This is a genomic window from Streptomyces sp. NPDC004539 (assembly GCF_040610055.1).
Lineage (GTDB): Bacteria > Actinomycetota > Actinomycetes > Streptomycetales > Streptomycetaceae > Streptomyces.
Window position 1 is genome coordinate 21738 of record NZ_JBEXLS010000021.1, and the last position, 24722, is coordinate 46459.

General features: G+C 71.3%; 19 protein-coding genes and 2 pseudogenes. 10 read left to right on the top strand and 11 right to left on the bottom strand.

All coding sequences use genetic code 11. The features are described from left to right. Positions 1–432: 432 nt before the first annotated feature. Positions 433–1413, bottom strand: a complete 981-nt coding sequence (locus tag ABZX85_RS34510) for a helix-turn-helix transcriptional regulator (protein ID WP_355877981.1) — start codon at positions 1411–1413, stop codon at positions 433–435. Between the two features lie 329 nt (positions 1414–1742). On the opposite strand from ABZX85_RS34510, the gene ABZX85_RS34515 reads away from it, so the two are divergent. Continuing rightward, on the top strand, positions 1743–2078 hold the full coding sequence (locus tag ABZX85_RS34515; protein ID WP_355877617.1) for a hypothetical protein: 336 nt from the start codon (positions 1743–1745) through the stop codon (positions 2076–2078). Positions 2079–2236: 158 nt separating this feature from the next. On the opposite strand, the pseudogene ABZX85_RS34520 reads toward ABZX85_RS34515, so the two are convergent. Further along, positions 2237–2647: pseudogene (locus ABZX85_RS34520) on the bottom strand (TIGR03618 family F420-dependent PPOX class oxidoreductase); the annotation flags it as partial. A gap of 139 nt (positions 2648–2786) precedes the next feature. Between ABZX85_RS34520 and clpB the strand changes: the two are divergent. Together clpB and ABZX85_RS34530 are read left to right on the top strand one after the other, a co-directional pair. Further along, positions 2787–5384: an ATP-dependent chaperone ClpB gene (clpB, locus tag ABZX85_RS34525; RefSeq protein WP_355877620.1), complete on the top strand. Its 2598-nt coding sequence runs from the start codon at positions 2787–2789 to the stop codon at positions 5382–5384. 284 nt (positions 5385–5668) lie between these two features. Beyond that, the gene (locus ABZX85_RS34530) at positions 5669–6205 is read left to right on the top strand and encodes a YbjN domain-containing protein (protein ID WP_355877623.1); all 537 of its coding nucleotides are present in this window, start codon (positions 5669–5671) and stop codon (positions 6203–6205) included. A gap of 110 nt (positions 6206–6315) precedes the next feature. On the opposite strand, the gene ABZX85_RS34535 is transcribed toward ABZX85_RS34530, so the two are convergent. Together ABZX85_RS34535 and ABZX85_RS34540 are read right to left on the bottom strand one after the other, a co-directional pair. Then, positions 6316–7764: a hypothetical protein gene (locus tag ABZX85_RS34535; RefSeq protein WP_355877626.1), complete on the bottom strand. Its 1449-nt coding sequence runs from the start codon at positions 7762–7764 to the stop codon at positions 6316–6318. Positions 7765–7901: 137 nt separating this feature from the next. Continuing rightward, a pseudogene (locus ABZX85_RS34540) lies at positions 7902–8300 on the bottom strand (aminotransferase class I/II-fold pyridoxal phosphate-dependent enzyme); the annotation flags it as partial. A 279-nt stretch (positions 8301–8579) separates the two neighbouring features. On the opposite strand from ABZX85_RS34540, the gene ABZX85_RS34545 reads away from it, so the two are divergent. Next, positions 8580–9299, top strand: a complete 720-nt coding sequence (locus ABZX85_RS34545) for a response regulator transcription factor (RefSeq protein WP_355877629.1) — start codon at positions 8580–8582, stop codon at positions 9297–9299. 9 nt (positions 9300–9308) lie between these two features. Here the strand turns inward: ABZX85_RS34545 and ABZX85_RS34550 are convergent, their stop codons facing one another. From ABZX85_RS34550 to ABZX85_RS34580, 7 genes are all read right to left on the bottom strand, one after another. Further along, positions 9309–10946 (bottom strand): ATP-binding protein, encoded by a 1638-nt coding sequence (locus ABZX85_RS34550; protein WP_355877632.1) that lies wholly within the window; start codon positions 10944–10946, stop codon positions 9309–9311. Between the two features lie 348 nt (positions 10947–11294). Further along, positions 11295–12605, bottom strand: a complete 1311-nt coding sequence (locus tag ABZX85_RS34555) for an ABC transporter permease (RefSeq protein WP_355877635.1) — start codon at positions 12603–12605, stop codon at positions 11295–11297. After that, positions 12602–13312, bottom strand: coding sequence for an ABC transporter ATP-binding protein (locus tag ABZX85_RS34560; protein ID WP_355877638.1), 711 nt, complete (start codon positions 13310–13312; stop codon positions 12602–12604). The genes ABZX85_RS34555 and ABZX85_RS34560 overlap by 4 nt, the downstream gene beginning before the upstream one ends. Beyond that, entirely contained in the window at positions 13309–14577 is a 1269-nt protein-coding gene (locus ABZX85_RS34565; protein WP_355877641.1) for a peptidoglycan-binding domain-containing protein, read from the bottom strand. The genes ABZX85_RS34560 and ABZX85_RS34565 overlap by 4 nt, the downstream gene beginning before the upstream one ends. Positions 14578–14594: 17 nt before the next feature. Next, positions 14595–15164: a hypothetical protein gene (locus ABZX85_RS34570; protein ID WP_355877643.1), complete on the bottom strand. Its 570-nt coding sequence runs from the start codon at positions 15162–15164 to the stop codon at positions 14595–14597. 357 nt (positions 15165–15521) lie between these two features. After that, positions 15522–16709, bottom strand: a complete 1188-nt coding sequence (locus ABZX85_RS34575; protein WP_355877646.1) for a pyridoxal phosphate-dependent aminotransferase — start codon at positions 16707–16709, stop codon at positions 15522–15524. A gap of 77 nt (positions 16710–16786) precedes the next feature. Next, entirely contained in the window at positions 16787–17035 is a 249-nt protein-coding gene (locus tag ABZX85_RS34580; RefSeq protein WP_355877649.1) for a hypothetical protein, read from the bottom strand. 654 nt (positions 17036–17689) lie between these two features. Between ABZX85_RS34580 and ABZX85_RS34585 the strand changes: the two genes are divergently transcribed. From ABZX85_RS34585 to fbaA, 6 genes are all read left to right on the top strand, one after another. Next, positions 17690–18205: a DUF2617 family protein gene (locus ABZX85_RS34585; protein ID WP_355877652.1), complete on the top strand. Its 516-nt coding sequence runs from the start codon at positions 17690–17692 to the stop codon at positions 18203–18205. Between the two features lie 189 nt (positions 18206–18394). After that, the gene (locus ABZX85_RS34590; protein ID WP_355877655.1) at positions 18395–20035 is read left to right on the top strand and encodes a polyamine aminopropyltransferase; all 1641 of its coding nucleotides are present in this window, start codon (positions 18395–18397) and stop codon (positions 20033–20035) included. A 290-nt stretch (positions 20036–20325) separates the two neighbouring features. After that, positions 20326–21504 (top strand): SRPBCC domain-containing protein, encoded by a 1179-nt coding sequence (locus ABZX85_RS34595; RefSeq protein ID WP_355877658.1) that lies wholly within the window; start codon positions 20326–20328, stop codon positions 21502–21504. Between the two features lie 483 nt (positions 21505–21987). After that, on the top strand, positions 21988–22776 hold the full coding sequence (locus ABZX85_RS34600) for an aldose 1-epimerase (RefSeq protein ID WP_355877661.1): 789 nt from the start codon (positions 21988–21990) through the stop codon (positions 22774–22776). An 80-nt stretch (positions 22777–22856) separates the two neighbouring features. Continuing rightward, positions 22857–23405: an orotate phosphoribosyltransferase gene (gene pyrE / locus ABZX85_RS34605; protein WP_355877664.1), complete on the top strand. Its 549-nt coding sequence runs from the start codon at positions 22857–22859 to the stop codon at positions 23403–23405. Positions 23406–23547: 142 nt separating this feature from the next. Continuing rightward, positions 23548–24579, top strand: a complete 1032-nt coding sequence (gene fbaA / locus ABZX85_RS34610) for a class II fructose-bisphosphate aldolase (RefSeq protein WP_355877667.1) — start codon at positions 23548–23550, stop codon at positions 24577–24579. Positions 24580–24722: the final 143 nt, after the last annotated feature.

Below are 24722 nucleotides of genomic sequence, written 5' to 3' on the forward strand. Positions count from 1 at the left end.
GGGGTGATGTCGTGATCCCGCGGCCATCGTATGTTCGGCGTCGGCCGGGACGAAGGTGATGGGGCGGTTCCGGGACACGCCGAGGGGGTGGGCCTCGGGGGTGTCGGCGGGTGGCTCGTACCGCGCAGGTACTAGGGGGTCGTACCGGCTCGGGTGCCGGTGCGGGGGGTCCGTACGAACCCTTTGGGACGACGGCGTCTCCCGCTCCCGCCTCTGCTCCTGCGAGGGAGCCGGTGAAGAGGCCCGGGGCTCGTCGGGGGGCCGGGCGGGGGTGTCGTCGGCCCTGGTGGGGCCGTTCGGGTGAGTGAGGCCGCAGTATGTCGCGTCGGCCCCTGTCCGCCGTGTCCGTCGCCTGGTCAGCCGCCGTGGGCGGCGTACGGGGCTCTCCTCGCGCGTTTCCTCGGTGCCGTGACGGTGTGCTTCCACGGCACTTCAGTTCTCCCTGTCCAGGATGCCCGACTGGGCGATGAGGTAGCCGAGCTGGGCGCGGCTGCCGCTGCCGAGGGCTGTGGCGAGCTTGGCGATGTGGGCGCGGCAGGTGCGGACGTTCATACCGAGACGGCGGGCGATGGCTTCGTCCACGTGGCCTTCGATGAGGAGTTTGGCGATGGAGTGCTGGATCTCGGAGATGCCGTCGAGGGATGTCTCGTAGGGGCCGCCGGCGTTCAGCGGGACCGCACGGTTCCACATGAACTCGAAGACCTTGATCAGGTAGCGGACCAGTCCGGGATTGCGGAGTTCCAGCGCGATGCGGTGATCGTTACGGGTGGGGATGAAGGCGACAGTCTCATCGCAGATGATGAGGCGTTCCACAAGCTCGTCGATCGTACGTATCTCCACCTTGCCGTTGGACGTCTGCTCCACGTAGGCCAGCGTCTGCGGGTTATGCCTGGCCGTGTGCTGGTACAGAGTGCGCACAGTGACACCGCGCTCGACCAGCGGCCGGTCCCGCTCCAATCCTTTCGCCAGTGTCTCTTCGAGACGGCGGCCACCTGGCTGGACGGTGAGCATCTCGGACTGGCACTGCGACGTAGCCAGATCAAGTGCTGCGTTGATCCGGTCGAAGCCCTCCAGCACAGTGATCGCATTAGTGTCCGTGGCGGCCTGGGCGCTGACTGCCATGAACGGTTCGAAGGACTCGACCAACTCGGCCGCGAGCCGTCTGCGCTCCGAGATCTCCCGCTCAATGGGGTTGAGACGCTGGGCCAACGCGACCGACGGGAGAGCCGGCCTCAGCCAGTTCGCATCGTCAGGGTCGGGGTGGAGCAGGGCGAACTCCATCAGACAGGGGGCAGCGTCGACGTCCGAACGGGCGATGCGTCCCGCACGGAGAGCAGTGAGATAGAGGCGGCTGCCCTCTTCACACAGTTCGGTTGCCGAGTGGGGATGTGCCCCGTGTGTCCGATTTTTCATAAAATCTCCACCCCCCAGGGTCCTGAACATGCAGGAACATGATGCATCGATTGTGTGGCCATGACGTGCCTGAATGAGCCATCGTCGTATCCGTCGGGGGAATGGGGTGACGTTTAAGAGAGGAAGAAGCCGACTATGCGAAAGAGATTGCTCCGCTCGGCGCTTGCCGTGGCTTTCTCTGTCGTGGCGGCCTTCGGTGTACTGGCTGGCCTCCCTGAGGCGAAGACCAATGGCTTGGCCGACAGCAGTTGGGGCCCTCAGCAGGTGCTCTCGCTGGATGGGTCGAGTGAAGTTCTCGTTGCTCCGGCCAACAGCAGTTGGGGCCCCTGATGACAACCCCACCCGACGACCGCTCCTTCCGCCGAGAAATGGCCACCGCCTACCGCTCCGGCTGGCACTTCATCGATCTGGTCACCGCCATCCCCCACAACGGTGACTCGCTGATGGTGACTGTCTTCGGAGAACCGGTGGTCGTGACGCGGGACGAGGACGGGGACGTGCGGGCGTACCGATGTCTGCGGCGGCCCCGGGGCGCGCCGCAGCCGGTGCAGTGTGCCATCCGGTACGGAATGATCTTTGTGAACCTCGATCGACGAGACCACCGGCTGACGGACGCGGAGCCCCCCACCTCGCGGACGATCTCAGCCACCCCCCGCAGTGCCTGACGCGATTCCCCCGTCGTAAAAGATCGCTCAGGTGCTTCCCCCCGCAGCGGCGTCACCGTGACCTGAACACGGTGACGCCGCTGCAGTTTGTGGCGACATTTCACGCTTGACGACGGTTTCCCGGTTGGCCGGAAACCATCGCTCCGGCCCCTGGGGTCACCCCGCCCCATCGCTCGCGTCAGTGTGATCTCGATCACTACGCGCTCGGGGTTCGGCGACGGCGTCCTCCCGTACCGCTCGGCGTAACGCCGCTCCGCGTCGGCCACCCGCTCGGGCTCGCTCCGTACGACGGCCCGCCCCTCCAGCGTCGCCCAGCGCGCCCGGTCCACCTGGCAGACGGCGACGCGCGCCCCTTCCTCCCCGGCGGCCAGCACGTTCCGCACCTTCGTGCTGGTCCTGCTGGCGATCACGCGTGCGAGTCGATTTCCGGGGTCGTACGTAACCCCTACGGGTACGACGTGCGGGGTGCCGTCGGGGCGTGGTGTCGTGAGGGTGCACAGGTGGTATTCGCGCCAGAAGTCGACGTACGCGGCATCCGGCGCGTCCAGGTCTTGGGGGTACGCGGCCATGGCGTGAATGTAACCGCTCTCACCGTTTCCTCTCCCCGGCACACCTTGAGTGGAATAGACTCAACTTTATGGACGTTGCTCAAGTCAGCAACAGTCGGCACCCGTAGTACCCGTAGGACGCAAGGAGGAGACCCCGACCGTGGACGCAGAGCTGACCAACCGGAGCCGGGACGCGATCAACGCGGCGAGCAGCCGTGCCGTGTCCGAGGGGCACCCCGATCTCACCCCCGCCCACCTGCTCCTGGCTCTGCTCGCCGGGCAGGACAACGAGAACGTCACCGACCTGCTCGTCGCCGTCGAGGCCGACCAGGCCGCCGTGCGCCAGGGGGCGGAGCAGGTGCTCGCCTCCCTCCCAAGGGTGACGGGGTCGACGGTGGCCCCGCCGCAGCCCAACCGCGAGCTGCTCGCCGTGATCGCGGACGCCCAGAGCCGCGCCGCCGACCTCGGGGACGACTACCTCTCCACCGAGCACCTCCTGATCGGCATCGCCGACAAGGGCGGCCAGTCCGGCGACGTCCTCGTCCGGCAGGGCGCCACCGCGAAGAAGCTGCTGGACGCGTTCCAGAAGGCGCGCGGCGGCCGGCGCGTCACCTCCGCCGACCCCGAGGGGTCGTACAAGGCGCTGGAGAAGTTCGGCACGGACTTCACCGCAGCCGCCCGCGAGGGCAAGCTCGACCCGGTCATCGGCCGCGACCAGGAGATCCGCCGGGTCGTCCAGGTGCTGTCGCGGCGTACGAAGAACAACCCGGTCCTCATCGGTGAGCCCGGCGTCGGCAAGACGGCCGTCGTGGAGGGGCTCGCGCAGCGGATCGTGAAGGGCGACGTCCCGGAGTCCCTCAAGAACAAGCGGCTCGTCTCCCTCGACCTCGGCGCGATGGTCGCGGGCGCCAAGTACCGCGGCGAGTTCGAGGAGCGGCTGAAGACCGTGCTGGCCGAGATCAAGGAGTCGGACGGCCAGGTCATCACGTTCATCGACGAGTTGCACACCGTCGTCGGCGCCGGCGCGGGCGGCGACTCCGCGATGGACGCCGGCAACATGCTCAAGCCGATGCTGGCACGCGGCGAACTGCGCATGGTCGGCGCCACGACGCTCGACGAGTACCGCGAACGCATCGAGAAGGACCCGGCGTTGGAGCGCCGCTTCCAGCAAGTCCTCGTCGCCGAACCCTCGGTGGAGGACACGATCGCCATCCTCCGTGGCCTGAAGGGCCGTTACGAGGCGCACCACAAGGTCCAGATCGCCGACAGCGCCCTCGTCGCCGCCGCGACCCTCTCCGACCGGTACATCACCTCCCGCTTCCTGCCCGACAAAGCCATCGACCTCGTCGACGAGGCGGCCTCCCGGCTGCGCATGGAGATCGACTCGTCGCCTGTCGAGATCGACGAACTCCAGCGCGCCGTCGACCGGTTGAGGATGGAGGAGCTGGCCCTGGAGAAGGAGACCGACGCCGCCTCCCGGGAGCGCCTGGACCGGCTGCGCCGCGACCTCGCCGACAAGGAGGAGGAACTGCGCGGCCTCAACGCCCGCTGGGAGAAGGAGAAGCAGTCCCTCAACCGGGTCGGTGAACTCAAGGAGAAGCTCGACGAGTTGCGCGGCCAGGCCGAACGCGCCCAGCGCGACGGCGACTTCGACACCGCCTCCAAGCTGCTGTACGGCGAGATCCCCACGCTGGAACGGGACTTGGAGGAGGCGTCGGCCGCCGAGGAGGTGGCCGCCCGCGACACGATGGTCAAGGACGAGGTCGGTCCCGACGACATCGCGGACGTCGTCGGCTCCTGGACCGGCATCCCGGCCGGGCGGCTCCTGGAGGGCGAGACCCAGAAACTCCTGCGCATGGAGGAGGAGTTGGGCCGCCGGCTGATCGGCCAGGCCGAGGCCGTCCAGGCCGTCTCCGACGCCGTACGCCGCGCCCGCGCGGGGATCGCCGACCCCGACCGGCCGACCGGGTCCTTCCTGTTCCTCGGCCCGACCGGCGTCGGCAAGACCGAACTCGCCAAGGCGCTCGCGGACTTCCTCTTCGACGACGAGCGGGCCATGGTCCGCATCGACATGTCGGAGTACGGCGAGAAGCACAGCGTGGCCCGGCTGGTGGGGGCGCCTCCTGGTTACGTCGGGTACGAGGAGGGCGGCCAGCTCACCGAGGCGGTGCGCCGGCGGCCGTACACCGTCGTGCTGCTCGACGAGGTGGAGAAGGCGCACCCCGAGGTCTTCGACGTGCTCCTCCAGGTGCTGGACGACGGGCGTCTGACGGACGGTCAGGGTCGGACGGTCGACTTCCGGAACACCATCCTCGTGCTGACGTCCAACCTGGGCAGCCAGTTCCTGGTCGACCCGCTGACGAGCGAGCACGAGAAGCGGGAGCAGGTGCTGGAGGTCGTGCGGACGTCCTTCAAGCCGGAGTTCCTCAACCGGCTCGACGATCTCGTGGTCTTCTCCGCCCTCTCGCAGGACGAGCTGGCGCACATCGCGCGCCTCCAGATCGACCGGCTCGCCCGGCGCCTCGCCGACCGGCGGCTCACGCTGGAGGTCAGCGAGGAGGCGCTCGCGTGGCTGGCGACGGAGGGGAACGATCCCGCGTACGGGGCGCGTCCGCTGCGGCGGCTCGTCCAGACGGCTATCGGGGACCGGCTGGCCAAGGAGATCCTGTCCGGGGAGGTCAAGGACGGGGACACTGTCCGGGTGGACGTGTTCGGGGACGGGCTGATCGTGGGGGCGGCTACCGGGAAGAGTTTGTAAGGGGCACCGGGTGGGGGGCGTGGGACGGAGTCGGGGTACTACGGGTACTACGGGGAACCCCGTAGTACCCCCGGCCCCGCCGGAGGGCACGTAATACCCGTAGTGCCCGTAATACCGGCACCTGCCGGCCCCTGCGGCCACCGGCTTTCCGGCCTCCCGGCACCCCCGATGTTCAAGCCCCGGTCAGTTCGTGTCAGCCGTCGGCTGACAGGGTCCTGCGGGGGTTGCCAGTCCCCGCCCCGCATGGGGGAGGATGGCGGCATCCGTACGAAGGGAAAAACACGGTGAGCATCGACCCGTCCTCGATTCCGAATTTCGGGGGCCAGCCCGAGCCGCAGTCCCAAGGACCGGCGGGCCCCGTCGTCCCGGACCAGGATCTCGTGAAGCAGCTCCTCGACCAGATGGAGCTGAAGTACGTCATCGACGACGAGGGTGACCTCGCCGCGCCGTGGGAGCAGTTCCGCACGTACTTCATGTTCCGCGGGGAGGGCGAGCAGCAGGTCTACTCGGTGCGGACCTTCTTCGACCGGCCGCACCAGATCGACGACAAGCCCCAGCTCCTTGAGGCGATCGACGACTGGAACCGCCGCACCCTGTGGCCCAAGGTCTACACGCACACCCACGACGACGGCTCGGTCCGCCTCATCGGCGAGACGCAGATGCTGATCGGCGCGGGCGTGAACATCGAGTTCTTCGTCTCCTCCACGGTCAGCTGGGTCCGCGCCGCCATCGAGTTCGACAAGTGGCTCGTGGAGCAGCTCGGCCTTGAGGACGAGGGCGAAGGCGTGGAGCTGGAGAAGCCGGCGGACGACGACCAGTAGGCCGTCCCCCTCCAAAGGGCCCGTAGGTCTGGCGGGGTAGGGGTGGCCGGGGTGGCGTACCCCCGTAGTACTACGGGAGCGCACCCCGCACGACCCGTAGACCTTCCGGCCTACAGCGGCGTATCCGCTAGCACGACCAGGTACGCCCCGTACGCGAACGAGAGCCCGGCCAGGGCCGCGACCACCACGGCCGCGTGCCACGGCCGGGTTCTCGCCGTCCGGGTCAGGGCCGCCGCGAGCGGCAGGAGCAGTGGGAACGCCGGCAGCAGGAACCGCGGCTTGGACTCGAAGAACCCCGACCCGCCGACGGCGATCAGCAGCAGGGCGCCGGTGTAGACCAGCAGGGGCAGCGGGACGCGCTCGGCGAGGAGCAGGGCGTACAGGAGGACCGCGGCGCCGACGATCAGCAGGGTCGCCGGGAAGACGAACCGGTCCCCCTCCAGCAGCAGGTGCCGGGCGAACCGCAGCGACCCCTCCCCGAAGTCGAACCGCGACCCCCACAGCCGCTGCACCGTGAAGTAACCCCCCAGCGGATCACCCTTCCGCACCCCCACCCACAGCACGTACGCCGCCCACCCCAGAGGTGCGAGCGCGACCCCCGTCCACAGCCTGTGGGAAACCGGCCCGCGCGCGCGTGCGCCGTGCGTGACCCCCGCCGCCTTTTGCAGACCCACACGCGCGCGTGCCGCCCGCTCCGTACGCGGGCCCCCACCCTGACTCGGCATCCCCGCGAGGTACCCACGCGCGCGTGCAGCCTGCCCGGAGCCGGAGCCGGAGCCGGAGCCGGAGCCGGAGCCGGAGCCGGAGCCCTGTCCCCACACCACGACCCCGTGCCCCCACGCGCGTACGCGCGCCGAGACCCCGCCGGCCCACCCGGACGCCCCCACCCCGCGCCCCCGCGCGCGTACCCCCTCGCACACCCCCGCCACCACCACGGCCGCCGCGACCGCGAACCCGTTGGGCCGGGACAGCCCCGCCGCTGCGGCCAGGGTGCCCGCCCACACCCACCGCCCGGTCAGCACGGCGTACAGCGCCCACGCGGCGAAGGCGGTGAGGACCGGCTCGGTGTAGGCCATCGACAGGACGACGGAGTGCGGCAGGAGCCCCCACAGGAGGACCGTCGCGGCGGCGACGGCGGGACCGCGCAGACGGCACGCCACGGCGTAGATCCCGCAGGCGGCGACCGCGGCGGCCGTCCAGGACACCAGGAGGCCCGCAGAACCGCCGCTGAGGGGCGTCACGGCGGTCACGGCGCGCACGAGGCCCGGGTAGAGCGGGAAGAACGCCAGATCGCTGTGGACGACGTCGGGGCCGAAGCGCAGGGTGCGCCCGTAGCCGTGCGCGGCGATGCCCAGGTACCACCGTGAGTCCCAGGAGCGCGCGAGCAGCGTCAGCGGCTGCTTGCCGGCCGCGTGGGCGACCCCCGCGAGCACCCCCGCCCCGGCGAGCCGCGCCAGGACGAACAGCCCGAGGGCGACGAGCACGCCCCGGTGACGTCGTACGGCGGGGCGGTGCGCGACGGCGGACGGCGGGGCGAGTGCGGTGGTGGCGTGAGTCACACTCGGCACCATGCAGCCGGACGGCCCGACACGCGAGCAGGAAGGGGCCGGGTGGGGGAAATTGACGGATCATCGGACATCCGCGGAGTGTCACGTTCCGCGGATGTCCGAAACGACGCCCCCTGTAGAGGCGCCGTCAGGACACTCGTCCGCTTGCAGAAGGCGAACCGGACGAACGGCGCCCCCTGGTCGCGGTGGTCGTAGAAGACGGCGTTGGGGATCGCGACGACCCCCGCGCGCTCCGGCGGCGCGCGGCAGAACGCGAAGCCGTCGCTCTCGCCGAGCGGCCGGATGTCGGTGGTGACGAAGTACGTGCCGGCCGGGCTGAACACCCCGAAACCGGCCTCCCGGAGGCCCGCCGACAACAGGTCCCGCTTGGCGCGCATGTCCGCGCGGAACGACGTGAAGTACGACTCCGGGAGGGCCAGTGCCTCCGCGACGGCGTACTGGAACGGCCCGGAGGCGACGTACGTGAGGAACTGCTTCGCCGAGCGGACCGCGGTGGTCAGCCCCGGGGACGCCGTCACCCAGCCGACACCTTGTTCGTACGCCTGTTCGCATGTGGGGCGACAGCTCTACCGGGGGGATCTCCCATCCCGACCGGCTCATGAGCCGCCCAGGGACCTGGAGGAGCTGGTCCCGGCCGCGGGCGATCAAGTGATCACCACCCCGGATGCCGCCCACGCCGAAGGATGGTCCGCTCGCGGTACTGTTCAGCGAGCGCGGCCTGCCCGGGAATTTCCGGAGGAGGGAATTCCGGAGGCGGGTTGGTTTTAACGGTGCTGGAATCGTGCAGGGCCCCCTGAGGAGAATCGTTGAGCGCGCGCATCCTGGTCGCCGAAGACGACGAAAAACAATCTCGTCTCATCCGGATTTATCTGGAACGGGAAGGCAACGCGGTGCAGGTCGTGGCCGACGGCCGGGCAGCGCTGGAACGGGCGCGTTCGGCGAGGCCGGATCTCATCGTTCTCGATGTGATGCTGCCGCTCGTCGACGGACTCGACGTATGCCGCATTCTGCGTGCCGAGGGCTCCGAGGTGCCGATTCTGCTGCTGACCGCCCGCAGCACCGAGGAGGACATGCTTCTCGGCCTCGACCTGGGGGCCGACGACTACCTCACCAAGCCCTACAGCCCCCGCGAACTCACCGCGCGGGTACGGGCGCTGCTGCGGCGCTCCAGGAAAGGCGGCGCGGCCGGGAGCGAGGTGCTGCGGGTCGGCGCGGTCGAACTGGACACCGCCCGCTTCGAGGTCCGGGTGGCGGGCCGTCCGGTGGCGCTGACCTCCAAGGAGTTCTCGGTACTGGAGGCTCTGGCCCGCAAGCCGGGGCGGGTGTTCACCCGGGCCCAGATCATCGAGTGCGCCTTCGGCTTCGACAGCGATGTACTCGAGCGCACGGTGGACGCCCATGTGCGCAACCTGCGCCGGAAGCTGGGGGACGACCCGGCCCGGCCACGCCATCTGGAGACCGTGTACGGCCGGGGATACCGCATGGTGGACGGCTCCGTGCCCACCCGAGCGCTTGCGGGGTCCTGACCGGGTCGATCAGCCGGCGTCGGCCGGCGACGGCCCGCTCGTGGCGAGCGTGACGGTGAAGGTCGTGCCGACGCGGACGGTGCTCTCCACGGCGATCGTCCCCTGGTGGTCGGTCACGATCTGGCGGGCGATGGACAGCCCCAGGCCACTTCCTCCGGTGGCGCGGCCCCGTGCCGCGTCCGCCCGCCAGAAGCGGTCGAAGAGATGCGGCAGGTCCTCGGCGGGTATTCCCTTTCCGGTGTCCCGCACCTGAAGGAACGCGAGATCGCCGTGCTGGGCCAGGGCCAGTGTCACCGTGCCGCCCGGTGCCGTGGCCCTCAGCGCGTTGCCGGCCAGATTGCCGACGACCTGGCGCAGTCGGTCGGCGTCGGCGATGACGTACACAGGCTGCGGCGCCTCCAGCCTCAGCGCGACACCCGCCGCGTCGGCCTGGGCGCGGTGGGCCGTGGCGGCGGCTTCGAGGAGCTCGCGCAGATCGACGCGCACCCGGTGGTAGGTGAGCACACCGGCCTCGGCCAGCGCGAGATCCTGAAGGTCGTCCACGATCCGCTGCTGCAACAGGGCCTCCTCGTGGAGCGAATCGAGCAGCTCGGGGGTCGGTTCGACGACCCCGTCCCGCAGGGCCTCCAGATAGCCGCGCAGATTGGCCAGCGGGGTGCGCAGTTCGTGGGCGATGTCACCGATGAGGCGGCGCTGGCGTTCCTCGCCGCTCTGTATGGAGTCCGCCATCCGGTTGAAGGCACGGCCGAGTTGGGCGATCTCGTCCCGGCCGGAGAGGGGCACCCGCCGCCCCAGGTCACCCTCGCCCAGCCCTCCGGCGGCCAGGGTCATGGCACGGACCGGGCGCAGCACCGCCCGGCTCAGGAGCAGCGCGCCGAGCACGGCGGCGAGGGCGACGCCCCCTGCGACGGCCATCGTGGGTGCCGCGGCCAGGGTGGGCGGGGACTCGTCCCGGACGCCGAGACGGATCACCAGACGTGGCGGGGCGGCGGAGCCCACGCGCTCGTTGAACACCCGCCGCAGGCAGGTGATGAACTGCTGCTCCGACTCGCATGTCCGGATCACCTCGAGGTCCTGCGGAGTCTGCCGGTCCGGTTCGCCTTTCGGCTCCTTGCACTGTTCCGGCCGGAGCTCTGTGCTGATTCGCGGTACGCCGGTGTCGTCCGGCCGGGCCGTCACCTCGGCCCCCGCCCGGGTCAGACAGGCCGCGTACACCGCTTCGGCGCGGTACTGGGCGATCGCGGTCGCCGTCAGCTTCATCGAGGTCCGCGGTAGCTGTCCCGCGGGGATTCGCAGGAGGGGACGCGGGTCGACCAGCACGGGCGGCTGGTTGCTCACCGGGCGGGGGGCGCGGCCCTCGAGCGCGTCGGAATCGGCGAGCAGGACGTCGTTCTCGGTGGCGACCCGGATGCGGTGGCCGGTGTCCTCGGCCAGGCGGCTCACCGTCGGCGAGAGGCCCTCCCAGGTGCCGTGCGCGAACCCGTACGCGCGGAGGTCGCCGGTGATCCGGGAGACCTCCTGCCGTCCCGCGGCGACACTCTCCTGGACCTGGCGGTTCGCCTGACGCAGGGTCAACCAGGCGGTGGCGGCGGTGGCGGCCATCGCGACCAGCATCAGCAGGCCGAGTACCCGGAGCCGGAAGCTCATCGCATGCCACCCCGCCTATTTGCCAGGACGTGTGTGTTCAACGGGACTCGGATGCTCGTCAAGGGGGCGCTTCCGGCCGAAAGGACTGTGGAGTGGCGCATTTCATCTTCCGGTAATTTCGGTCTCTCAAGCAGTGTCAACAGAGAACGCATTCAATGGGGGTTCAAAAATGAAGCGTCGAATCGCGGCTGTCGTACCCGCCCTGGCGAGTAGGCAATAGCCGTCCCGCTCGCCCTCTCCACCCCGGCCACCGCAGCCGCGTCCTGGGGCAGGACCGCCTCCGGCATGGACAACAGCTCCTGGAACAACACCCACCGCCGCCCCTGACCCGGACGACGGACGGGCCGCTCAGGAGCCGGACAGGGCCTCCGTCGGTGACAGCCGGCTCGCCCGTACCGCCGGATACAGTCCGGCGATCATGCCGATGACCAGGGTGCAGCCGATCCCCGCCGCACTCGCCCACACCGGGACGACCGTCGGCCAGTCGCGGCTGAGGGCGTAAGCCGCCGTGATCGCCGTCCCCAGCACCGTCCCGCCGAGGCCGCCGATGAGCGACAGCAGCAGCGACTCCGTCACGAACTGGGTCCGGATCTGGCCGCGGGTCGCCCCCAGCGCCCGGCGCAGGCCGATCTCGGGGCGCCGCTCCAGGACCGAGATGACCATCGTGTTGCCGACCCCGACGCCACCGACGAGCAGCGCCACGCCACCGAGGCCGAGCAGCAGCCCGGTGAGCGCCGACTCGGTGGCCTCGCGGGCGGCGAGCGCGTCGGAGGGCCGGGAGATTCGGACCTGTCCCGGTTTCTCCGGGTACGCCGTGGCGGGCAGCACGGCCCGTACCTCCGCGATCTGGCTGTCCTCGGCACGGACGTAGACCGTCGACGGATGGCCTTCGAAGCGCAGGTACGTCCGGGCCGCCGGCCAGCCGACCAGCGCCGCGCTGTCGAGCTCCGGCGCGAGCGGTACGGGATCGAGGACGCCGACGAGGGAGAACCAGCGGTCGCCGAGCCAGACCCGGGTCCCCGGTGTGTACACGTCGAGCCGGCCCGCGGCCGTGGAGCCGAGCACGACCGCCGGGTACTGCTCGGTCGCGGAATCCAGCCAGCGGCCCCGGCGGACGTGGCCGCCGACGGCCGGGAGCAGGTGCCTGTCGGCCGCGAGGACCTCGAGGGAGCCGGTGCGTCCGATGGCGATGTGCTCATTGCGGTAGATGTGCGCGTCGGTTGCGCCGGTGGCGGCGACCTGCCGTACGGGCGGGATGCGGCCGATCATCGCGACGGCCTCGTGGGGCAGCTTGGCCTCGGTGCCGTCGAGTGAGTCGCCGGGGGCGACCCGCAGCAGGTTGGTGCCGAGCGCGTCGAGCCGGCGGTCCACCTCCGCCCGGCCGGAGCCGGAGATTCCGACCACCGCGATCATGGCGGCGACGCCGATCGCGATCCCGAGCGCGGAGAGGAAGATCCGCAGGGGGCGAGTCCGCAGCCCGGTCCCGCCGAGCCGCACGATGTCCTGAGGACCGAGGCGGGCGGCCCGCAGTCGGCCGCCCGTGCCACCGACGCCACCGCTCGCTCGTCCGCGGCCACGTCCGCCGCCCTTGCGGGGGCCGGACGGCAGGGCCGGTGGGGTGTCGTCCATGGGCGGGCCGTTCGTCGTGACGTCGGTCATCGGACCGCCTCGCCCGGCGCGGCATCGGTCGCGGCGTCCGCCACCACGTGGCCGTCACGCATCTCGATACGGCGGGGCAGCCCGGCCGCGATCTCCCGGTCGTGGGTGATGATCACGACCGTGGTTCCGGCGGCGTTCAACTCGCGCAGCAGACCGAGTACGGCCTCCCCGGAAGCGGAGTCCAGGTTGCCGGTCGGCTCGTCCGCCAGCAGGACCGCCGGTTCGCCGATCACCGCCCGGGCCACCGCCACCCGCTGGCGCTCGCCACCGGACAGCTGGTGCGGGAGGTGGTGGACGCGGTGGCTGAGGCCGACCCGTTCCAGCGCCGCCGCCGCGCCGGCCCGGCGGCGGCGTAGCGGTACCCCGGCGTACAGCAGCCCGTCGGCTACGGAGTCCAGGACCGGAACCCCTACCGTCAGATGGAACTGCTGGAAGACGAAGCCGATCCGGGTGGCCCGCAGAGCTGACACCTCACGGTCCGTCAGCTTCGCCACGTCGTGGCCGTCGACCAGCACCCGCCCCGCGGAGGGCCGATCGAGGCTGCCCATGAGGTTCAGCATGCTGGACTTGCCCGAGCCCGACGGGCCGACGACCGCGACGAGTTCGCCGCGCCCGATGCTCAGGCTCACGTCCCGTACCGCCGCCACACCACCGGGGTACGTCTTGGTGACCGCGTCGAACGCCACGACCGCCGATGCCGCGCTCACTCCGGAATCCTCACGTTCATGCCCTCGCGAACCGCGCTTCCGCTCACTTCCACCCGGCCGTCCGCGAAGAGCCCGGTCTTCACCGCGACGAACCGGCCGTCCGCGGTCTCCAAGCCGTGGCCGCCCTCGGCAAGGGCGACCAGCGCGGCGACTGGGACGGTGAGGACGTCCGCCCGTTCCCGCCCCACGTACTCGACGGTGACCGGCGCGCTCTCCAGCCGTCCCACGGATCTCTGGTCCTTGATGGTGATGGTCACCGGAACCGTCGGTGCCGCGGAGCCACCCTCCCCGCCTCCCTCCTCGGGCGCGGTCGCGCTCTTCCCCACCGAGGCCACCTCGCCCTTCACCGATTTCCCGTCGGGCAGCCCGATCGTGACGGCGGCGCCGCGCACGGCCCAGGAGTCCTCCGCCGCCGAGGCGTTGACGACGACCTTCCGAGACGTACCGGTGTACGTGAGGACGTCATCGGTGGTCGGCGAGCCGAGCCGGACACTCGCGTGGCCGATCCGTACCTTGCCGGCGGAGTAGACGACGTCCCCGATGCCGACCGTGCCGGTCTGGGGGAGTCCGAGGGAATTCTGCCAGCGCTTGACCGCGCGGGCGGTGAGGTCGGTGAACTCCTCGTCGACTGTGAAGCCGGTGTAGCCGAGAGCGGCGAGATTGCTCTCGAACTGCAAGACGTCCATTCCGTGCAGCGTGCCCCCCGTCCCTCCGGCCCCAGCCCCGGCGCCACCTGGCGTCGGCGGTCCGGAGGGCTCCGGAGTCCCGGAGGTCTCGTCCGTGCGGCCCTGGTCACCCGAACCCTGGGTGTCCCCCTCGGTCCCGGCCTCCTGCCTGGTGCCCTGCTGGGTGCCCGCGGTCAGGCCCAGTTCCCGGTACATCGGCAGCGTCCCGTGCAGCAGCACCACCGGCCGGTCGTCGACGCGCAGCAGCGGGCCGCCGCGCTCCACGGTCGTGCCCTCCGCGGGCAGCCAGGTCACGGTGCCCGTCGCCTTGACCGGCAGCGGTATCTCAGTGCCGTAGCCCAACTGGCCGTCCACCGTGGTGCGTTCGGTCAGTGTGGTCCGGGTGGCCGGGACGGTGGAGCCCGAGCGGGGTGGGGCGGAGGAGCCCGCCTCCGACCCGTCTCCGCCGAGGCCCAGCGCACCGACCACGGCGACCGCCGCCACGACGACCAGAGCCGACGCCACCAGGACCGTTCGCCGTCCGCGCCGACCGCGCGGCGGCGGCGCGGGCGCCGCCCCGCGCTCGTGATCGGTCTGCACAACCGTCTCCGCCATTGTCAGCCCTTGCCCGTGGGCTGGTCCGCCGGGGCACCGATGATCGGAGCGCAGACACGGGTGGCACGCTCGGCTCCTGCCGACGTCTGGTTCCACTCGGAGCCCTGCGCGGTCCCGTCGGGGCCGGGATCGGGAAAGTCGGGGGCGCCGTTCTTCTGCATGCAGTCGGCGTAGTCACGCTTGACCTTGATCTGCTCGGGGGTGAGCTTGGGCTGGTTGGCGTTCTCAAGGCTCTCGGGGACGGCCGCCTTGAGCGAGGCGCACTTCTCGGAGGCGTTCAGGAACTTCGTGTTCTTCTTCAGCGCCGCGTTGTCGCCGAAGTCGACCTGCCCCTTGGCGTCCGGGTCAGAGGCGTCGAGCCCGTTGTCCCGCAGGCACTTCACCCACTCGCGCTGGGCGTTCACGTACGCGGTCACGTCGTCGCCACCACTCGGCGCGGTCGCCTTGCCGGACGCCTTCTCGCCGCCCGCCGTCGGGACCTTCGGGGTGTCGCCCCCGTCGCCGCAGCCGGCCAGGGTGATCGCCATGACCGACGCCGACACCACGGCCATCAGCACCCGGTTCGTTCTCATCGGTTCTCCCGCCTCCTGTCGCGCCCGACCGCGGGCGCGGCGGGCCTCCCGACCGTAGGCCGGAGGTGATGAAGAACCTTTGAAGAACCTGTCATCCGATCATGCGGTGCGCTTCGGACGGGACACCACGGCGGACGGCGACTCCCGCTCGACCCGTGGCGCGGAACCAACCGCTCGGCGAGCGCGCCGTTGCCGGCACTGCCCGGTGCGGCAGGCCGGCAGTCACGCGTCGTCGAGCCGGCCCGCCGTGACACGGACACCGGTCCACGGCTGTGGCCCTCACCTGCCGGCTGACCGTCCGCGGTCGGCAAATCGCTGGTGTCTCCCCTGGGCGGGCGGAGCCCTTGCGGGCACGAGCTACGACTTCAGGCGCTTCACGGCCTCCTGGAGTACCGCGGTCTGCTTGCAGAACGCGAACCGTACGAAGGGCGCGCCCTCCTCGCGGTGGTCGTAGAAGACCGCGTTCGGGATGGCGACGACGCCCGCGCGCTCGGGCAGCGCGCGGCAGAAGGCGAAGCCGTCGCTCTCGCCCAGGGGGCGGATGTCGGTGGTGATGAAGTAGGTACCGGCCGGCTTGAAGACCCTGAAACCGGCCTCCGCCAGGCCGCCCGCCAGCAGGTCCCGCTTGGCGAGCATGTCGTCGCGGAACGCGGTGAAGTAGCTGTCCGGGAGGGCGAGCGCCTCGGCGACCGCGTACTGGAACGGCCCGGAGGCGACGTACGTGAGGAACTGCTTCGCCGAGCGGACCGCGGTGGTCAGCCCCGGGGAGGCCGTCACCCAGCCGACCTTCCAGCCGGTGAACGAGAACGTCTTGCCGGCCGACCCGATGGTCACCGTCCGCTCGCGCATCCCCGGGAGGGTCGCCAGCGGGATGTGCTCCGCGTCGTCGTACACGAGGTGCTCGTACACCTCGTCCGTGACGACGAGCAGGTCCCGTTCCACCGCCAGTTCGGCGATCGCCGTGAGTTCCGCGCGCGTGAGGACCGTTCCGGTCGGATTGTGCGGCGTGTTGATCAGAAGCAGTCGTGTCGAGTCGGTGACCGCGTCACGCAGCTCGTCCAGGTCCAGGCGGAAGCGGGCCGCCTCGGGGTCGGGGCGCAGGGTCACGGGGACCCGGCGGGCGCCCGCCATGGCGATACAGGCGGCGTACGAGTCGTAGTACGGCTCCAGGGCCACCACCTCGTCCCCGGGCTCCAGGAGGGCCAGCATGACGGCCGCGACGGCCTCCGTGGCGCCGACCGTCACCAGGACCTCGGTGTCGGGGTCGTACGACAGGCCGTAGCGCGCGCTTTGGTGCGCGGCGATCGCCGTACGGAGCTCCGGTACGCCCGGGCCCGGCGGGTACTGGTTGCCGCGTCCGTCGCGCAGGGCGCGCACCGCGGCCTCGCGCACCTCCTGCGGGCCGTCCGTGTCGGGGAAGCCCTGGCCGAGGTTGATGGCGCCCGTGCGCACCGCGAGAGCCGACATCTCGGCGAAGATCGTCGTCCCGAACTCGGCGAGGCGGCGGTTGAGGAAGGGGCGTGCGCTGCTGGTCATACCGGTCATCCTGCGCTCAAGCTCTGGAGTTCCTCAAGTGTGCTTTGGCTGCTGAGACGGCCGGGCATCCCCAGGTCACGCACCGCTCACACGGTGTGCGAGGCGCCCGAGGGGGGCCGCTTCGGGGGACTTGTGAGAAGCGGAAGGAGGGTGGTCGTCATGCCCATGGCAGTCGGCGTCATCCTGCTCGTCCTGTTCGTGACCCTGATCGCCGTCGCGCTCGTCGGCCGCAGGCGGCAGGAGCGCGCCGAGAGGAAGGCGCGCGCGGCGCGGCGGCGGACGTACAGCGGGAGCGGCAGCACCAGCGGCAACGGCAGCGCGAACAGTGACAGCATGAACAGCTCCTACACGGGGGGCGGCTGGTGGATCTTCGGGGGTGACTCGGGGGGTGACTCCGGAGGGAGCCACGGAGGAAGTCATGGAGGAAGTCATGGAGGGGGCCACGGGGGTCACTCCTGCGGGGGAGGGCACTCCTGCGGCGGGGGTAGCTCCTGCGGGGGAGGAGGGGGCGGGGGTTGCGGCGGAGGCAGCTGACACGGGGCAGCTGAGCTTCGCCCGGGGCCGGGGGGCCTCCAGGGGTACGCGGGCCCCAAGGGGTACGGGGTTTCCCTTACGGGAGAGCCGGGGGAGACCTGTGGGGGACCCGAGGGGCTACCGCAGAGGGACGCCCGCCGTGTGACGACACGCGGCGGGCGTCCTCGTATGTGACATACGCCCCGCGTACGCCAGGCCCACCCGGCGTACGCCGTAGTTGAACAGTTGAGCTGTGGAGCCCTCTGAGGGATGGAAACCCCACGAAGTTGGGTAAAAACGCTGTGGCGGGACCGCAGTTCATGATTCCCTCTAAAACACCAACGCAGCCCCTCGGACCCCTCGGACATCCCGCGCGGACGTCCTCTCAGACCGGGCCGGCCGGGGCCGGACCCCGGAGTCGACCGGGGCGCGCCGGACCTACCCGCTTCTTCCTCGCGTGCTTGCGGAGCCGATCCATGCTCACGACCCTGACCACCTCCTACACCGACACGCGCGCGGCCGACCTCGCCTGGGCCCTGGGGCGCGAGCCGCTGCCGGCCCTGGCCACGCTCGACCTCGAACTGTCCGGTACCCGACTCCAGTTGAGGCTCCTCGGCGCCTCCCATCAGGTGCTGCTGGAGGAAGAACAAAGCTCCTGTTCGGAGACGGTCGCCTGCATCCCCGGCAGCAGCACCCCGCTCCCGCTCGGCGTCGCCAAACGCGTCGGCGACTGGGAGTACGAGTTCGCGGCCCGCGTCGAGGTGCTCTCGCCCGACCGGTTCGCGAGCCGGGCGCAGGAACTCCTCGCCCTCGTCTCCGACCACCCCCACGGCCTGGCCGGCGTCTTCCCCGGCAGCCCGCACGCCTTCACCGCGCTGCTGGCCCAGCGGGTGGACGGGTACGTGCACTGGCGCACCTGGCACGCCTACCCGCAGGACGGACAGCTCGTCGCGACCCGGACCCGGGTCGGGGTACGGGTACCTGTGGGGTAGGGGTCGTACACCTTCGGGTGGAATCCCCGCGACGGCCGGCCCGGCGCACTCCCCCTCCTCACACGGGTGGAGCAGCCCGTCAGGACCCCCTCGGGACCACCTCCCGTAAACCCAAGGGACCACTTCGGCCTCCGGTTTCACGCGTGTGGGTGACATGGCGTACTCGGGCCGTGACGTAACGTCGCAGTCGTGATCGAACCGCACGCGCCCGCTCCCCCCGGTGCCCCGCCTCCGTGGGGAGGCCGGGCCCCGTTGCCCGTCCGGCCGGCGACGGGGCGGTTCCTGGTGCTGGCCTGCGTGTTCGTGTGCGCCGCGTGCGGGCTGGTCTACGAACTCGAACTCGTCGCGCTGGCCTCGTACTTGATGGGCGACTCGGTCACGCAGGCGTCCGTCGTGCTGTCCGTCATGGTGTTCGCCATGGGCATCGGCTCGCTCGCCGCCAAACGGCTGCGCGGCCTGGCCGCCGCCGGATTCTGCGCGGTCGAGACGGCGCTCGCGCTGATCGGCGGGTGCAGCGCGATGGCCCTGTACGCGGTGTTCGCCTGGACCGGCGACTGGGGCGGCCTGTGGGCGAACGGCCCACGCGTGCTGCTCGTCGCGTTCTCCCTGGGCATCGGCCTGCTGATCGGCGCCGAGGTACCCCTCCTGATGGAGCTGATCCAGCGCATCCGCCGCCAGGACGCGGGCGGGGCGGTCGCCGACCTGTTCGCCGCGGACTACGTCGGCGCGCTCGTCGGCGGCCTCGCCTTTCCCTTCCTGCTCCTGCCGTTCCTGGGGCAGTTGACGAGTTCGCTGCTCACCGGAGCCGTCAACGTCGTCGCCGGCAGCGCGCTGATCCTCGGCCTGTTCCGGCGCGACCTGACCCGCCGGGCGCGCTGGCTGCTGCTCGTCGCCAACGTGACCGTGCTCGGCGTCCTCGCCGCCGCGGCCGTCCTCGTGGACGACTTCGAGCGGGCGGCCCGCCAGGCGGTCTACGGGGACGACGTCCGGGTGGCCCTCCAGACCGACGTACAGGAAGTGGTCCTCACGGGGGGTACTCCGGGACATCCCCTAGGGCTCTACCTGGACGGCCGGCTGCGCGTCGGGGGCCGGGACGAACGCAGGTATCACGAGGCGCTCGTCCAACCCGCGATGTACGGGTCGCACGCGCGCGTCCTGGTCCTCGGGGGCGGGGACGGGCTGGCCGCGCGCGAGGTCCTCACCCGGCCCGGCGTCCGGCGCGTCGACGTCGTCGACCTCGACGCAGGGCTCGTCCGCCTCGCCCGCACCGACCCGGCCCTCTCCCGCCTCGCCGGCCACGCCCTCGCCGACCCCCGCGTCCACGTCACCATCGGGGACGCGTTCCACGTCCTGCGCACGACGCCGCCGGGCACGTACGACGTCGTCGTCGCCGACCTGCCCGACCCGGGCATCACCGCCAGCACCAAGCTGTACTCGGAGGAGTTCTACGGCCTCGCGCGCCGCTCCCTCGCACGCGGGGGGCGGCTCGTCGTCCACGCGGGGCCGGTGACCACCCGGTCGCGGGTCTTCTGGACCGTCGACGCGACGATGCGGGCGGCGGGGCTGGTCACCGTCCCCTACCGGGTGACCGGCAGCGACTCCGGGTTCGCGGCCGGGCCCGACCGGACGACCGCCCGCTCGCGGGCGCCGAAGGACTGGGGGTTCCTGCTGGCCTCGGCCGGGCCCCGGGCTCCCGTCCTCGCCCTCGACCCGCGCCCGCCGCGGCCGAGGACGCTGAGTCCGCAGGCGCTGGCCGAGGGGGCGCGGGAAGCGGCGGCGACGCGGGTGGCGGGGGTGCGGGTATCGACGCTGGTCCATCCGAGGTACTAGGGGTACGGGGTGGGGGCGGGCGGGGCGGGCGTGGAGGCGGGAGTGGAGGTGGGTGTGAGTGTGGATGTGGGTGTGGAGGTGGCGGCTTGGGGTCGGTCCGGCCTCTGGGGGCTTGTCCGACCTGCCTGGTGAGTGGGTGAGTTGCTCGCACGCCGGACGGCCGGGCGCGCGGCCCCTGCCGTTCTCGGTTCCGGCGTCCCGGGAACGGCCTCGTCCGCGCGTCGGCCCAGCGGAGCGAATCCCCCGCTCCGGGGGTGCTTTTCCCGAACCGGTGGGTAGGCTCCACCGACATGGAGCAAGAGGTGTTCGTTCCGGTTCCGGCGGAGCGGCTGCGAGCGGCCCTCGCCGACCCCGCGCAGGTGGCCCGCGCGGTCCCCGGCCTCCAGCAGGACGCGGGGACGCCGCCGATCGCCGGCCGCCTGAAGATCCGTGTCGGCAGCCACACGATCACCTATCGGGGTACCGCCCAGGTATCACCCGCCGCCGACGGGACGTACACCGTCCGGGCGGACGCGGCGGAGGCCAGAGGCACCGGGAAGGTCCACCTCGCCCTCAGCCTCACGCTCACGGAGGGGGCCGGGGCTGCGGGTACGAGTACAGGTACGGGTGCGGGTACGACCCTGAGGTTCACCGGCACCGCGCGGGTGGACGGGCGGATCGCGGAACTCCCGTCGGAGACGGTCACCGCGGCGGTGGCCCGCCTGCTGAACCGGTTCGGGGGGAACCTGGGTACTACGGGTACGGGGGCGGGAGAGCCGTCCTCGGAACGGGGAGCGGGGCTGGAAGCGGAACGGGATGTGGTGCGGGGTTCGGAGGCGGGGGAGGGTGGCGAGGCCGGAGGGGTGAGTGCGGGCGAACGGGGTGCGGAGGGTGAACAGGGGGTGGTGGGCGAGCCGGGCGGTGAGGCCCGGCGGGACGGTGAGGCCGAGCGGGGCGCCGAGGATGAGCGCGGCGGCGAGGCTGAGCGCGGCGGCGAGGCTGAGCAGGACGGTGAGGGCGAGCGCGGCGGTGAGGGCGGGCAGGACGGTGAGGGCGAGCAAGGTCCCGACCGTCAAGGCTCAGCCCCCGACCGGAGCCCCGACGAGAGCCGTGACCCGAGGCAAGGCCCCGACCCCAAGCCGGCCCCCGAGTCGGACCCCACCCCCGACCGGAAACCCGAACACCCCTTCCCGCCCACGATCTTCGAGACCGACATCCCCCCGTCCGCACTCGACCCGCTGGACCCTCTCGACCCGCTGGACCCCGCGCACCCCTCCGACCCCCCGGCCGAAGCCGCCCACGCCCGCCGCACGATGATCGGCCGGAGCGCGGAAGAGGTCGACCACGCCCCACCGCGAGGCCGCTACGCCCCGGTCCCGGCCCCCCAGACCTTCACCCCGGCGAACACCCTCCGCTGGGCGGCCCCCGCGGCGGCCTTCGCCGTGGTGTCGGCGGTGGTGGTGGGACGCGCACTGCGCAGACGCCGCTGACCTGCACGGACGCGACGCTCGGACGCACTCGGCTCTTGTACGGACGCGCACCCGCGGGCGCCCACCAGTTGAGCGGCGCCTGCAAGGACCTACCGGTCAACAGGAAAGCGGAGTCCGTACGGGCCCGGCGTCCACAGCACAGGCAAGCAACGCCCGCACGGGTTGCGTTCACGCCCGCCGACCGCCCCCGCGCATGACACCCGCCACCCCGCCCCACAGCCGACCCGCCCGGTGAAGCCGCGCGCCCGCCCGCCGACCGCCGCTCCCCCGACCCTCGTTGCCCTGCGGCACCGGCCCCACCGACAGCCCCCGCCGCCGTACCCGACTTCGCCGCGCCTCCCCGCCCCGTCGCTCTGCCGCTCGGCCCCCCGGAGCACCTCCCGACGCCGCCCCCAGAGCACCCCGAACACCCCCACCACAAAGCCCACTCCACCCCACCCACCACCCCGTCACCCCCGTAGTACCCCAGTACTGTCATCCCTTGTGAGCAACGAAGAGATCACCCTGACCGCCGGCTCCGCACAGGCGACCGTGCACCCCGCCAACGGCGCCCGCGTGGCCTCCCTCCAGGTCGACGGCGTCGAACTCCTCCGCCAGGGTGAGCGCTTCGGCTGCTTCCCGATGGTTCCGTGGTGCGGCCGGATCAGGGACGGGAAGTTTCGCAACGGCGGCACCACGCACCAGATGCCGCTCAACGCCCCGCCCAACGCGATCCACGGCACCGCGCGGGGCGACGCCTGGAACGTCGCCCGCGTCACGGCCGACGAGGCGGTCCTCACGTACGACCTCGTGGCTCCCTGGCCCTACCCCGGACGTATCACCCAGGTCTTCGCCCTGACCGAGGAGACCCTGACCCTGACCATGGCGGTGGAGACGTACGGCGACTCCTTCCCGGCGCAGATCGGCTGGCACCCCTGGTTCAACCGGAACCTGGGAGGCGGCGACGTACAGCTCGCCTTCGACCCCGCCTGGCAGGAGGAGCGCGGCGACGACCACCTCCCCACCGGCAACCGGATCGACCGCGAGCCCGGCCCCTGGGACGACTGCTTCGGCATGCCGGACGGCGTGGACGTGACCCTGACCTGGCCGGACGAGCTGGAGCTGAAAGTCACCAGCCGCGAGCAGTGGGTCGTGGTGTACGACGAGCAGGAGCCCGCCGTCTGCGTGGAACCCCAGACCGGCCCGCCCAACGGCCTGAACACGCACCCGCGCCTGGTCACCCCGGTGGACCCGCTGGAGGCGTCGACGACCTGGACCTGGCGGCGCCTGTAGTACCCGTACGACCAGTACCCGTACGACCTGAGAGCCACGGCCCCGCATAGCCCGTACCTCCCGCCTCTAAGCTGTTCGCCATGACGGACGTACGCGCTGAGCTGCTGCAACAGATCAAGGACAAGGCCGTGGTGCACGGCAGGGTCACGCTCTCCTCGGGCCTGGAGGCGGACTACTACATCGACCTGCGCCGCGTCACCCTGGACGGTACGGCCGCCCCGCTGGTCGGGCAGGTGCTGCTGGACCTGACGGCGGAGCTGGAGTTCGACGCGGTGGGCGGGCTCACCATGGGCGCCGACCCGGTCGCGACGTCGATGCTGCACGCCGCCGCCGCCCGCGGCCAGAAGCTCGACGCCTTCGTCGTACGCAAGGCGGCGAAGGCGCACGGCATGCAGCGGCAGGTCGAGGGGCCGGAGATCCGGGGGCGGCGGGTGCTGGTGGTCGAGGACACCTCGACGACCGGCGGCTCCCCGCTGACGGCGGTGGAGGCCGTGCGCGCGGCGGGCGCCGAGGTCGTGGCGGTGGCGACGATCGTCGACCGGGCGACCGGCGCCGACCGGAAGATCCAGGAGGGCGCGGGGGTGCCGTACCTCTTCGCCTTCTCCAAGGACGAGCTGGGCCTGGACTGATACCTGAGACGTAGCCGGTTACACCTTCCGGAGCAGTAGGCCATGTCTGGAAAGATGGGGATGACGACGACGTCAGACACCAAGGTCTAGGTCAGGGCCGTAGTACGAAGATCGCCCACCCGCACACCCAAGGAGCGGACAGATGCCCATCGCAACCCCCGAGGTCTACAACGAGATGCTCGACCGGGCGAAGGCAGGCAAGTTCGCCTACCCGGCCATCAACGTCACCTCGACGCAGACCCTGCACGCTGCGCTGCGCGGCTTCGCGGAGGCGGAGAGCGACGGCATCATCCAGATCTCCACGGGCGGCGCCGAGTTCCTGGGCGGCCAGTACAGCAAGGACATGGTGACCGGCTCGGTCGCGCTCGCCGAGTTCGCGCACATCGTCGCCGAGAAGTACCCGGTCACGGTCGCGCTGCACACCGACCACTGCCCGAAGGACAAGCTCGACGGGTACGTACGGCCGCTGCTCGCCGTCTCCGAGGAGCGCGTGAAGGCCGGCCGCAACCCGCTCTTCCAGTCGCACATGTGGGACGGCTCGGCCGAGACGCTCGCCGACAACCTGGCCATCGGCCAGGAGCTGCTGGCCCGCGCGGTCGCCGCGAAGATCATCCTCGAGGTGGAGATCACCCCGACCGGCGGCGAGGAGGACGGCGTCTCGCACGAGATCAACGACTCCCTCTACACGACCGTCGACGACGCGATCCGCACGGTCGAGGCGCTCGGTCTCGGCGAGAAGGGCCGCTACCTGCTCGCCGCGTCGTTCGGCAACGTGCACGGCGTGTACAAGCCGGGCAACGTCGTGCTCCGCCCCGACCTGCTGAAGGAGCTGAACGAGGGCGTCGCCGCCAAGTTCGGCAAGCCGGCCGGTTCGCAGCCGTTCGACTTCGTCTTCCACGGCGGCTCCGGCTCCTCCGAGGAGGAGATCGCGACGGCGCTGGAGAACGGCGTCATCAAGATGAACCTCGACACGGACACGCAGTACGCCTTCACGCGTCCGGTCGCGGCGCACATGTTCCAGAACTACGACGGCGTCCTGAAGGTCGACGGCGAGGTCGGCTCCAAGAAGACGTACGACCCCCGTACCTGGGGCAAGCTCGCCGAGGCGGGTATGGCGGCGCGGGTCGTCGAGGCCACGCAGAACCTGCGGTCGGCGGGGACGCGGATCAAGTAGTACTTCCGAGTGAGAGGTCCGGTGTCTCCCTTCGGGGGACGGCGCCGGGCCTTTCGCGTGTCCGGAGTACCCCCTACCTGAGAGCCAGTGTCCACGCCACGCCATGTGTGGGAATCCTGTGGACAGGTTGTCATAGCCATGCA

Coding starts and splice junctions, on each gene's coding strand:
- pyrE (WP_355877664.1), top strand. CDS start 22,857: ATGACGGACGTACGCGCTGAGCTGCTGCAACAGATCAAGGACAAGGCC.
- ABZX85_RS34595 (WP_355877658.1), top strand. CDS start 20,326: ATGGAGCAAGAGGTGTTCGTTCCGGTTCCGGCGGAGCGGCTGCGAGCG.
- ABZX85_RS34510 (WP_355877981.1), bottom strand. CDS start 1,413: ATGAAAAATCGGACACACGGGGCACATCCCCACTCGGCAACCGAACTG.
- ABZX85_RS34555 (WP_355877635.1), bottom strand. CDS start 12,605: ATGACCGACGTCACGACGAACGGCCCGCCCATGGACGACACCCCACCG.
- ABZX85_RS34575 (WP_355877646.1), bottom strand. CDS start 16,709: ATGACCGGTATGACCAGCAGCGCACGCCCCTTCCTCAACCGCCGCCTC.
- ABZX85_RS34550 (WP_355877632.1), bottom strand. CDS start 10,946: ATGAGCTTCCGGCTCCGGGTACTCGGCCTGCTGATGCTGGTCGCGATG.
- ABZX85_RS34570 (WP_355877643.1), bottom strand. CDS start 15,164: ATGAGAACGAACCGGGTGCTGATGGCCGTGGTGTCGGCGTCGGTCATG.
- ABZX85_RS34515 (WP_355877617.1), top strand. CDS start 1,743: ATGACAACCCCACCCGACGACCGCTCCTTCCGCCGAGAAATGGCCACC.
- ABZX85_RS34585 (WP_355877652.1), top strand. CDS start 17,690: ATGCTCACGACCCTGACCACCTCCTACACCGACACGCGCGCGGCCGAC.
- ABZX85_RS34580 (WP_355877649.1), bottom strand. CDS start 17,035: ATGCTGTCACTGTTCGCGCTGCCGTTGCCGCTGGTGCTGCCGCTCCCG.
- fbaA (WP_355877667.1), top strand. CDS start 23,548: ATGCCCATCGCAACCCCCGAGGTCTACAACGAGATGCTCGACCGGGCG.